This window comes from Streptomyces sp. NPDC001373 (assembly GCF_042895815.1).
In the GTDB taxonomy this organism is placed as follows: Bacteria; Actinomycetota; Actinomycetes; order Streptomycetales; family Streptomycetaceae; genus Streptomyces.
Genome location: NZ_JBIAWQ010000029.1, coordinates 33,052 through 45,672, shown reverse-complemented (window position 1 = coordinate 45,672; position 12,621 = coordinate 33,052). Strand labels below are relative to the sequence as shown.

Genomic DNA, 12,621 nt, shown 5'->3' with positions numbered 1-12,621 from the left:
CCTGCGCCGACGGCGACAGATGCCGCGCGTCCCCCACCAGATCGCTCACACCCCACCAACGACCCAGAACCCAAACCGTTTCGGATCAATAGAACAAGGCGTCGACCTCGTCGTCATCAAGGAACTCCTCGGCCACGCCCACATAGGCGTCACCGCCGGCGTCTACGCCCACGTCCGCCTTCGCCTCCAACGCCAAGCCATCGACGCCCTCGGCAACGCCTTCACCCCGACGGACAACGACTCCGACGACCCACCCGCCGCAGCCGTCGTCCACTGACGTTGCCGTCACCGTTGCCGTCAAACGCGGCAGAGGCCCCGCCGGAAATTCTTTCCGGCGGGGCCTCTCATTTCACCTACGAATACAGCTCCAGCCACCCCCAATCACCGGGACAGGTGCTCAGCTCTCGAAGGCAGTACTTCAGGCAATTCTGAAGAGTGGGCGCGTCCGTGCGAATCAAAGCACGCCCACCCAGCCCTGGACCTGACATCACCATCGTCCAGGGCTTATGTCCTGTTTGCATGCGCTCATGGTCAACCTTGAGGAGGACGCTGACGCCAGCCCTCCCCAGCTGATCCATTAGTAGCTCAATATCCACCATCACTACTCCCCTCAATACCCTCGCAACATCGAGGCAATCTCCCCAACATCCATGCTGTGGCCTGCCTTTTTAGGAGTAGCGACTCTGGCTATAACACTCCACAGCTCATCCGATGTTGGCCCGCTGGTGATGCCGTTGCGATCCATTAGCTGGGATACCACAGCATGCGCAGTTCGCTTATTTCCATTGTCGAACATGTGACTACCGGCAATGTCTCGAATCACCACGGCCGACTTCTCCCAGAAGCTGCCATAGCGACTCGCGTTGACCATTACGTTCTCGGGAGTACCGCGCTCCGCGACCATCCCGCCGAATCCGCGGTTGAGCTCAGTTATCTCATCTGGAGAAACGGGATTCTTGAAGCCGCCGCCACCGCAATTGTGTACCAGTACGGGAGTGGCCCCCGCCAGCACATAGTACGTGTGGAGGTCTCTGACCGTGAGGTTGTGGGTCGCGACGGCGTACGGGTAGTTGCGGACCGATTCGACCGTGAGGGTGGTGCCGTCCGGCTGGCGGAGCTGTTCGGACGGGGTGAGTTCGCCGGCGTCGACCCACTGGTGGCGGGATTCGCTCCAGTAGGGGTGGTGGTAGGTGGAGGTGATCTTCGCGGGCGGGCCGCGGGGGTTGGCGTCGTCGGTGAGGGTGAGGTCGGTGAAGTCCTTGTCGTCGGGGGTGGTGATCGTCGCGGTGACGGTCTTGGGAGTGGTTTCGCCCGTCTGAGGGTCGGTCGCGATGACGGTGTCGCCGTCGTGGACGTCCTCGATGGCCTTGGTGGTGCCGTCGGCCATCAGGACCCGGACGCCGGTGGGGAAGCTGTTGCACTTGGTCGGGGCTGAAGAGGCGTCGGACTCGCCGCCTCTGCCCGAGCCGGACTCGCTCTTTGCCGCGTCCGCTTCGCCCTTCGCCGCCTTGCTCTCGGTTCCCGCGGCGTCGCTGGCCGTCTCCTTCACGGCCTTCTCTTCAGCCGCTTTCGCCGCCTTCGCTTCCGCCGTCCGGGCTTCCGCAACCGCCTTCTTGACCTTGCTGTACGCGCTCGCGGCCTCCGCCGCACCCCGTTCCGCCGAATGGATGGCGTCGTAGGCCTTGTTGACCTCCTTGTAGATCTTGAAGGCCTTGATGCCGATCTTGACAGCCTTGAAGAGCTTCCCCCACGGGACGGCGTTGAGGGCCGTGTTGATGCAGGCCATCACGTCGCCCTTGGTGAAGCAGTCGCGGGCGTCGTTGAACCCGATCAGGTCGGCAACCAGGTCGATGACCTGGTGGACCAGCTCGTCCCGCTTCTTCTTCGCTGCCGACAGGGTGTTGTTCGCCCGGGTGAGGACCCGGCCGGCCTCGGACTCGCCGCCGTCGTCATCGTCGTACCAGTGGCTGACGTGCGACTCGCTCGACTCCCAGCCCGGATGGCTGTCGCACGCGCTCCCCTCGCAGCTGAACATCTTGCCGTTCGGGTCCGACGCGTTGACGGGGTTGTTGTTCGAGTAGGCGTACGCGTTCCATTGCTGCGGATCCCCCGCGTCGATCAGCGGGTCAGGGCTGATGAAGCGGCCCGTCATCGGGTCGTACTCGCGGGCTCCGAGGAGGGTGAAGCCGGTGGCCGCCTCCTTGATGCCGCCGACGAAGCCCTTGTCCCCGGCCCAGGTGCCCTGCGTGGGCTGGTTGCCGCGCTCGTTGCCGAAGGGGTCGGAGGGTCGGCGGACCTGGGCCAGGTCGGTGGCGTTGAACTGGATGCCGTTCGTGCCGTGGTGGTCCGAGGACTGGTACGCCAGGTTCGACGTGCCCCCCGTGGTGGTGCGGGTGACGGAGAGGCCGCCGCCCGCCGGGTAGGTGCGGACGTTGGTGACCTTGTTGGAGCCGGCTTCCAGGGTGATCTGGTCGGTGCCGAGGTTGAGGGTGGTCTTCCCCGGGTCCCGGCGGATGAGCTGGTTGCCGCCCGTGTCGTACAGGTAGCTCGTGCCCGCGCTCTCGCCGGTGCCGGTGAGCTTGTCCAGCTTGCCCTGGTCGCTCCAGGTGAGGGTCTTGGTGCCCGGCGTGCTGGTGATGGACGCCGTGTTGCCGGTGGCGTCGTAGGTGTAGGACGTGACCTTCGCGCCGGACGGGCCGGTCTCCGTGGAGGTCATCAGGGCGTGCGGGCCACCGGTGCCACCTCCCGTCTTCGGGTCGGTCGACGGGGTGTTGGGGCCGGAGCCGAAGGTCTGGGTGACCGTCGTGTCCTTCGCCGGGTTGCCCGTGACGTCCTTCTTGACCAGCTTCTTGCGGTTGCCGAGGTTGTCGTACTCGTACTGCTGCCAGTACGGCGCCGGGCCGCCCACACTGGGCTTGCCGGTGCCGTCGACCGCCGGACCTGAGCCGTTGGCGCAGCCGCCGATGCCTCGGACGCTGGGCTGCGGTGCCGTGACCTGGGTACCGGTGTCCGTCCAGGCCTGCGTCAGCCGGCCCAGGTAGTCGGTGTTGAAGCACTGCAGGTCGCGGGCGGCGCCGTCCTGGGTGTCGCTGATCGAGGTGAGCTGGCCGACCTGGTTGTAGGTGTAGTCCAGGACGTCGACGCTCGTGCGCGTCGACGTCTGCTTGTCCAGGGTCGAGCGGACCGGGCGGCCCGTCGCCGCGTCGTAGTCGACCGTCGAGACGATCTGCCTGCCGGAGTTGCCGACCGTGTTCCGGATGGGACGGCCGAAGGCGTCGTAGCGGACGTCGACCAGGTACGGGGTCCAGGTCGTGTCGATGGTGCTGTCGAGGGCGAGCAGGTTGCCGACGATGTCGACGTTGTAGGTGAGGGTCTCGGCCTTGAGGCCTGCCTCGGGGACGGCCGGGAGCTTGGTCTTCTCCAGCTCGCCGTACGGACTGTAGGTGTTGGTCGTCTCGTAGACGCCCTGGAGCTTGCCTTCCTTGGCGGGGATGGTCATCTTCGTGCCGAGCGGACGGTAGCCGCCGTCGTAGCCGGTGACCTCCGTGACATAGGCGCTGCCGGCCGCGCCCCCGACGTAGCGGGTGCTGGCGGTGGGCTTGCCGAGGACGAGGGAGTCGTACGTGAATCCGCTGACCTGCTTGGCGGGGTCGACGGCCGTGCCCTCGTAGGTCGCCGTGGTCCGTCCGAGGAGGTCGGTGACCGTCGTCGCGCTCTTGCCGCGGGCGTCGGTGGCGGTGACGAGGTTGCGGCTGTCGTCGAAGGACGTGGTCGCCGTGCCCGCGTCCGGGTCCGTGGTCCGCACCGTGCGGCCGAGGAGGTCGTAGGTGAAGGTCCACTCGTTGCCTGCGGAGTCCTTCCGGCGCAACTCCTGGCCCTGCGCGTTGGACTCGTACGTCGTCTCGTCGTACGCGCCCGTGGGGCTGTTGCTCTTGTACTGGCGCAGGACGGACGTGGTCCCGTTGGTGATGCGCGCCGTGGCGTAGCCGCCGTTCGGCGGGATGGAGCGGACCTCGTCGGCGCCCGGGTACTCGGTCTTCGCACGCCACTGCTCGACGCCGAAGGACTGGAAGACGGAGGCCGTGGTCCGGCCGAGGCCGTCGAAGACCTTGACGCTCTGCGCCGGGACCTTGCTGTCCGGGTTGACTCCACTGTTGGGCAGGAACAGGGAACCCGACGGGTCCTGCTCGTCGTTGTAGTAGGCGGCGCTGGTCTTGGACTGTCGGCCGTGCGAGTCGAAGAAGGCGTCCGTGATCAGGCGGCCGGTGACGCCCGAGCCGGGGGTGGCCTGCGTCTGGCGGATGCGGCCGAGGCCGTCGTAGAGGGTGTAGGTGAACGAGTAGGTCTGGCCGTCCGTCATGAGGGCCTTGCTCAGTACGAGGGACGGCGCGTTGGTGCCGTTCATCGCGTACGAGAACTCACGGACCGGCTTGAAGGACTTCGCGCGCTCCTGGCCCGGCTGCCAGACGGCAACGACCCGGCCGAGGGCGTCGTAGTCGCGTTCGCCGACCCGGCCGTTCTCGTCGGTGGTCTTCAGCGGCAGGGAGCGGCCCGGGTCGAGGGTGTTGGATGCCTTCCAGCCCATCGGGTTGGTGTGGACGACCTCGGTGGGCAGGACGCCGGTGGCCGGCTTGTACTCGGTCCTGGTGACGGCGCCGTCCGGGTGGGTCGCGTCCTTGCGCACCTTGTTGGTGGTGCTCGTGACGCGGCCGTAGGCGTCGAAGGTGGAGGTCGAGTTCAACCGGTAGACCGGCTTGCCCGCAGCGTCGTACTTCTCGAGGACCTCGTTGCCGGTCTGGTCGGCGGTCGCGGCCGCCTGGCCGAGCGGCAGGTTGTCGAAGTAGGCCCGGGTGTCGCCGACGGTGTTCGCTGCGGTCGGGGTCTGGCCACAGGCTCCGGAGAGCACGAGGGTGCGGGACGGGAGCTCGGTGATCGCCCCGCCCGGCCCGGTGGCGTACTCGAAGGTGGTGCAGAGCCGCTGGTCGGCACGGGAGACATCGCTCTTGTCGTCGACCTGGAGCGGCCGGGAGGCGAGGCTGCCGTCGTAGGTGGACGTGCGCTCACTGGTGCGCCAGCTGCCGTTGGCGAGCTTGGCCCGGCTGGTGACCTTGCCGGTGTTCATGGCGCGGGCGGTGATCGCCGGCATGCCGCCCGACTGGGCGCGGGTCGCGGTGACGGGGCCGAGCCAGGGGGTGGTGACCTCGTCGCCGACGACGCTGCCGCTGTCGGCGTCGTAGGTCTCGGTCTGGCGGACGAAGCCGGCGAGGACGTCCTCATCCGTGATGGAGCCACCCTGGGCGTCACCAACCTTGACGCTGCGCTTCGATCCGTTGGCGAGGACGTCGCCGTCCATGCCGCGAAGGAAGGTGGTGACCGACTTGGTGCGGGGGCCATCGCCCGGGCTTCCGTTGCCGGTGCGGGTGGTGACGGTGGCGAAGCCGCGGAACTGGTCCCAGGTCCGGGTCTTGGGGTCGGCGGACTCGGAGTCGTTGCGGTGCCAGGCGATGCCGCCGCCGTACTCGTACTCGGTGACCGTGGCGACCTGGCCGGCCACCATGTCCTGCTGGGTGACGGACTGGACGACGGTCTTGTTGAACCAGTCGTTGACCGGGCTGTCGTAGGACTGGCCGGGCAGGTACCACTTGACCGGCATGCAGGCCATCGTGTTGCCGTCCTCGGAGGGCGGCATGGTGTTCTTCAGCCGCGAGCACTCCGCGGGCTTGTACACGACGTTGATCCGACCACCGGTCTCGGTGGTGATCGTCTGGATGCGCGGGCGGTTGTAGGACGGGGCCGAGGCCTGCGTCCCGTCCGGCCGCTTGACGACACCGTCGACGCGGTTCGCCATCTGGAGCGGTGCGAAGGACACCGCCGGCAGGGTCTGCGGGGTCTTGCCGTTCGAGGCGGTGCGCTGGATCGAGTCCAGCCACAGGGTCGGCGAGGTGCCGTCGCCCGGGTCCTGGAAGGACTGTTTGAGGGCGTACGAGTCGACCTTGACGTAGGCCGCGCCGACGCGGACCTCGGTGTAGATCTCGGAGAACTTCTTGGTGCTGAAGTAGGTCGGCGACAGGTTCAGGCACTGGCCGGTGGCCGCGCACTCCTGGTCGACGGGGGTGTCGGGCCAGGACTTGGCATTGGCCTTGGTGCGCTGGGCCGGGTCACAGGTGATCGTGCCGCCGGGAACGCAGCGTTCGTTGTTCTTGAGGACGATCTGGGCGGCCGGCTTGGCCGTTCCCTTCGCGGCGAGCTGCTCCGGCAGGCGCTGGCCGTAGCCGATCCAGGTGGGGTAGCTGCCGCGCTGGTACTGCGTCAGCGTCCCGTTGCCGCCGTTCTGGCCGCCGCCGCGCCCGTAGTAGTTGTTCTCCTGCTCGTAGCGGTACGAAATCAGGTTCTGGTGGGTGTCGACGACGTAGTCGAGGTTCCACTGCCAGCCCATCTGCACCCACGAGCCGTTCGCCGGGGTCTCGGCTCCCAGGCACTTGTCCTGGCCGCTGTTGAAGTAGACCGGCACGGTGGAGACCGACTTGGCCTCCGGGTCGGTGCCGTCGCCGCCGGGCAGCCGGTTGGCGCCGAAGTAGTACTGGGTGCCGTCGATGGTGGTGACCTTGAAGGCCTCGCCCTTCCAGGCGGAGTTGCGCTGCCCGGTCAGCCGCTCGATCTTCGTGCCGTCCTCGCCCTTGACGTGGTAGACGCAGGTGGCGTCGTCACGGACGATCTGGCCGGAGTGACCGGCCAGGTTGAGGGAGAGAACGTCGCCGGCCCAGCACTCGTCACCCGAGTCCTTGATCCCGGCGTCCTTGCAGCTCTTGTAGGTACGGGAGATCGCCCCGGGATGCCAGTCCCAGCCCTCGCCGATCATTCCGGCCTGGGCGTTGGTGGACGCGGTCCGGCCGTCGATCGAGGAGGAGTCGTAGCCCAGCGAGATGTCGGGCGCCTGGCCGGCGATCGCGGACGGGATCTCGACCGTGTAGCCGTAGGTGAAGTTGGCCGCGTTGGCCCCGGCCTGCCACGAAGCGGAGGGCAGGAGCGGCGTGGCGGTGAAGTCACCGCTGGCACCGGCCGGACCGGGTTCGACGGCGAGGACGACACCCTGCGGTACCGAGAACCGGGACGCGTTCGACCGGGAGCCGGGCTTCAGCGGCGCGGCCGAGGTTCCCGGGCTCTGCGGTACGGCGACATCGGCCGCCAGCCGCCCGGAAGCGTCCCGGTGTGCATCGACGGGCGTACGCGTCGTACAGCCCGCCGCTCCGGGGGTGGTGAGCGCGCATGCGGGCAGCTGCACGACGCGGGCGCGGTCCGCCCAGTTGGCACCGGAGGTCTTCGCCCAGGCCGAGACGTCGAGGTCGACCCGCAGCCTGCCCTCGGCAGCGCCGGCCGTGTTCTCGGTGAGGGAGACGAGGGCGCCGTTCACTCCGGCGGCCCGGGTCCTGGCCTCGTCCTTCACCTCGACGCGCAGACCGTCACCCTGGTCCGTGACCGGCCCGAGGCCCTTGGCCACTGCCGGACTGTTTGCTCCCTTTCCTGTCGCGACCCAGACGGGAAGGGATCCAGCCTGAACGGAAGCGGAGCCGAGAAGTCCTCGAAGATTAGTCTTCTCATTCAACGAAACATTCGCGACACCGGCCGGAATTTTATTATCCGTTTGCGGAGACCACTTTCGGCCACTCGGTATCTTTTCGGCCGAAAGTTTGGCGGCCGAGCCCTTTACGGGCTTGGTTCCGGCCAATGGCGTGTTCGGCGGTGTCCACACCTTCGGCGGCTTGTCAGCCGCCTCGGCCACGGGAAGTCCCAGGCCAGAGACGAGCACTGCGATCACCGCCGAGATCGCGACGCGCGATCTCGCGGTGCGCGAGCGCACGAGAAATCCACCCCTACTGAACAACTGGATCCCCCCACAGGATGCAGATAGACGTGACGACGGGCACTACGGCCCAGATCCCAGGCACTCTAGGGAATGCACGTTCGATCCACATAGGAAATTCTTAGAGTTTTCTTACATGACCAACATCACCCCGGCACCAAAAGTCCACCTACTCCACCAAAAGCGACATTCACCCTTCCCTGGTTGTTGACAAGGTTGCGGCAGTGAAGGAACTGTGCGGCTGGTTTATGTCCGTCTCACAGCTCAGGGGGGCTCTCAACGTGAGGCCGTTTCTTCCATCGCGCACAGTCAGGCCGGGGGGCCACGGGCGGGGAGCCAGTCGCGTCGCGATGCTGCCCGTCGCTGCTGCTGTCGTGTTCTCCGTCGGGTCCGGTTTCCTCCTCGGCCCACCAGCCGTCGCCGCTGAGGGGGCTGATGACGGGCCGACCGAAACCACATGGCCCGCACCCACGCCCAGACCCGCACAGACCGCCGAGCAGACGGCCGTGGAGAATGCCCGTAGTGCTGCCAGGAGCAGTGGGAAGCCCGTGCCCATCGAGCACCTCACCACGGGCAACTCCCAGACCGTCGCCAACCCCGACGGCACTCTGACCAGCGACTCCACCCCTGTCCCGGAACGGGTCAAAGGCGCGGACGGGACGTGGCGCGGGCTCGACGCGACCCTTCGCGTCAAGCCCGACGGATCTGTCGCCCCCATCGCGACGGCCTCGCAGCTCAGCTTCTCCGGCGGCGGAAGCGGCCCCATGGCGGCCATGGTCACGGCCGACGGGAAGCAGCTGGCCCTCAAGGCTCCGTTCCCGATGCCCAAGCCGGTCCTCAACGGCAACGGCGCCCTGTACAAGGAAGTCCTTCCGGACGTCGACCTCGAGCTGACGGCGACCCCGGTCGGCGGCTGGCGGCAGGTCTTGGTCGTCCACACGGCGGCTGCCGCCGCGAATCCCGCGGTCCGTCGGCTCCGGTTCGGCATCGAGGCGAACGGGCTGGCCGTGTCCGCGGACGGAGCCGGCAACCTCAGGGCCACCGACGCCCAGGGGAAGAGCCGCTTCTCCGCCCCCACCCCCCTCATGTGGGACTCCTCGAACGGCTCCGCCCAGACGCCCGCCGTGAAGACCGACGGCGCGAAGACCCAACGGTCAGCACCGGCAGAGCAACCGGCGCCAGAGCAGGGCACGTCATCGAGTTCCGCCGGCCCGGGCGCCGGTGCCGCCGTCGCACAGATCGCGACGACCGTCGACACGGGCGGCATCCAGCTCGTCCCCGACGTCGCGCTGCTCGGCCGGGGCACCGGCCCCTGGTACATCGACCCCGGCTGGAACCCCGATGTCGACAACGGCACGCAGGCCTGGTCGCAGGTCCAGGAGGCGTACCCCGACTCCAACGAGTACAACGGTACGGCCAGCGGCCAGGACAAACCGGCGGCCGGCTACTGCGGGTTCAGTGGAGCCCCGTACGCATGTGCGCGGTTCGGCCGCGAGCGCGCCTACTTCCAGGTCGGGGTCAACTCCGTCATCTACGGCGCCGAGGTGCTGGACGCGAGGCTCAACGCCACCGTCGTCACCTCCTCGAGCCCCAGCCAGCCCACGCCCATGGGGCTCTACCACACCGGGATGATCGGCAACCCGACCAGCTGGAACAACCAGCCCTGCGACCGCAACTCCCTCATGGGCGGATGCCCGAAGATCGGCGGCAACTGGATCTCGGGCACGGGTGACATCCAGTACGACGTCACCAGCCAGATGCAGGCCGCCGCTCGGGACCGGTGGCCCAACTTCACCTTCGGCTTCGCGCCGGACGACGAGGGCAACAAGTACTACCGCCAGCGATTCAGCAACAACCCGCACATCAAGGTGACGTACGACATCCGTCCCACCAGCACCTCTCCCCGTATCCGCCCCACCCCCGGGTTCGCGGACACCTCCGCCTACGCGGACTGCAACACCCCCAACACGCCCAATCCGCTGGAGAACGCGGGGTGGATCGGCGCCAACCACAACGTCACCCTGACGACCGCATCGAACTCTCCGGTCGGGCAGCAGCTCCAGACGACGTTCCAGTACTGGGACACCGCCGACAGCGACAACTCCGTGTACGTACGCACCGGCTGGCTCGGCAGCGGCGACCACACGGTGGACATCGGCCGGCTGACCGACGGGCACCTCTACGGATGGTGGTCCAACACCACCGACGGAACGCTCACCAGCGTCAACACCGAGCGGTGCTACTTCCGCGTCGACAGCACCCCGCCGACCGCCGCCGTCACCTCCGCGGACTTCCCCGCATCCGGCACCATCGGCGCCCACCCGAAGCTCGTCGGCCAGGAGGGGGTCTTCACTCTCACCGGCACCGACCCCACCCCTCTGAACGGCAGCCGCACGTCCGGTCTCGCCTGCGCCCGCTGGACCACCGACCCGATCAAGGCGGCCTCCACCAGCTGGAAGTGCACGGACAGCGACACCGGCATCCTCAAACTCGCCAACGGCACCGGGACCGTCAAGCTGACCCCGCAGCGCTGGGGCACCAACTACCTCTACGTCCAGACCCAGGACGTCGCGGGCAACCTCTCGCAGCCCGTGGCCTACGCCTACTACGCCCCCTCCAATCCCAACAGCCCGGACCCGGTCTTCGGTGACGTCACCGGCGACCGCAAGGCCGATCTCCTGCTGCCCGACTCCGCAGGCAACCTGCGCCAGTTCGGCGCCGGCACCGACCCCGCCGCGGCTCCCAACGCCCGCATCCGGCCGGCCCCCGGGGGCAACGGCTGGAACGGCATCCAGATCAGCCACCGCGGCAGCCTCGGCCTCAAGACCGTCGACGACCTGCTCGCGCACCAGCCCGGCAATCCGGACCTGCACCAGTACCTCAACGACGGCAACGGCGGACAGTTCGACGGCCAGGCCCCCAGCCGGGTCGTCAAGCCCACCTCCTGCGCCCTGCCCTCCGGCAGCACCATCGACTGCGCCGCGTACGGCTACGGCACGACCTGGGCCAACGTCACCCAGATCGCCTCGTTCGGCGCCCCGAACGGCGATGTGGTGGACGCGAGCGGTGCGCTGCCCCGCGCCTCCCTGCTGTTCCTGGAGAACGGCCGCCTGTGGCTGGCTTCGCCCGGGTCGACCAACCAGCTGACGTCACCGGCCGTCCTCCTGTCGGCCAACGACACCCGCTGGTCCGGATACGACCTGATCACCCCCGGCCGTGCCCAGGGCACCGCCTTCCCGACCCTGTGGGCCCGCTCCCGGACGGACGGCAGCCTGCACGCCTTCTCCGTCAAGGGCACGGCCCAGTCCCCCGACCTCACCGGCTTCACGGACCCCTCCGGCGGCCTGATCACCGGCAAGGCGGACCCCAAGCTCTACCCCCGCGTCGGATCCGACGGCGACATCAGCGGTGACGGCGTCCCCGACCTCTGGGCTGTCGATGCCAACCAGCAGCTGGTCGCGTTCAACGGCGTCGGCAGTGCCACGCCACACCCGTCCGTCACCAGCGTCGACCAGACCCCCGTCTTCCTGGGCAACCTCAACACCCCCAAGGCCCAGTGGAAGCTGACCGGGCAGACGGGAAACAGCACCCCAAGCGCCGTCGGCAACTACCCGGCCACCACGGCGGGCGTCACCTTCCCCACCGAGAGGATCGGCGGCCGCGACACCACCCACGCGGCCTTCACCGGCAGCCCTGCGACGATCACCACCAACGGGCCGGTCGTCGACACCCGCAAAAGCTTCACCCTCACCACCTGGGCCAAGCCCGGCGCCCAGGGCGGTCTCATCGCCAGCCAGGACGGGCTCAAGAACAGCGCCTTCACCCTGTACGCCGACCCCGCGAACAGCAACTGGCGCTTCGCCTTGGCCAAGGCCGACGACGGAGGACGGCCGTACGACTGGACGGACGCCGTCAACGAGGCCGCCCGCTACGCTCCGGGGGCCTGGTCCCTGCTCACCGCCGTCTACAACGCGGACACCGGTCTCATGAGCCTGTACGTCAACGGCACCCTCGCCTCCAGCGGCAACCACCAGGCCGCCACGAGCCCGGCGCCCACCGGACCCTTCGTCCTCGGCCGCTACCAGTCCGACGCCAAGCCCGACTGGTTCTACGGCGGCTTCACCGGCGGGATCAGCAACCTGGCCGTCTACCCGTACGCCGCCTCCCCCACCGCCCCGGCGACCGCCGGCAAGATCACCATCAGCGCCGTCGGGCGGTGCCTCGACAACGAGCACGGCAGCGACACGGACGGCAACAAGATCCAGATCTGGGACTGCAACGAGATCAACGGCGGCGACGCCCAGAAGTTCGAGGTACGCGGCGACGGGACCGTCCGCACCGCGGGCAAGTGCCTGGACGCCACCAACGCCGGAACCGCCAACGGCACGCTCGTCCAGCTCGTCACCTGCCACGACCATCCCGCCCAGCAGTTCCTGCCCCGCGCCGACGGAAGCCTCTACAACCCCGTCTCGGGGCGCTGCGTCGACGCGAGCGACATGAACGACGGCACGCAGCCGTATCTGTGGGACTGCAACCGCAGCAACCCCCAGCGCTGGAACCTGCCCACCCTCAACACCGCACCTCTGCCCGTCCCGGCCCCCTGACCGGGCCACCGCACCGCCGACCGGCCCGGCCCCTCGCGCAGAGGGGCCGGGCCGGTCGTGCGAGGCGTCCACGAGCAGCAGGCAGCGTCACCTATCCCACCTCGACCCCGCGCGCCGGGGAACGGGGCGGGTGTCACCTGAAGCGGTGAAGCGGGA

General features: G+C 68.3%; 2 protein-coding genes and 1 pseudogene. 2 read left to right on the top strand and 1 reads right to left on the bottom strand.

Annotation, left to right across the window (positions count from 1 at the left end; all coding sequences use genetic code 11):
* Positions 1–277: pseudogene (locus ACFY15_RS34695) on the top strand (hypothetical protein); the annotation flags it as partial.
* Positions 278–610: 333 nt separating this feature from the next.
* Here the strand turns inward: ACFY15_RS34695 and ACFY15_RS34690 are convergent.
* Positions 611–7,498, bottom strand: coding sequence for a polymorphic toxin-type HINT domain-containing protein (locus ACFY15_RS34690; RefSeq protein ID WP_390826828.1), 6,888 nt, complete (start codon positions 7,496–7,498; stop codon positions 611–613).
* Positions 7,499–8,409: 911 nt separating this feature from the next.
* Here ACFY15_RS34690 and ACFY15_RS34685 point away from each other — a divergent pair.
* A complete protein-coding gene (locus ACFY15_RS34685; RefSeq protein ID WP_390826827.1) occupies positions 8,410–12,465 on the top strand; it encodes a ricin-type beta-trefoil lectin domain protein in 4,056 nt (1,351 codons plus the stop codon).
* Positions 12,466–12,621 lie beyond the last annotated feature (156 nt).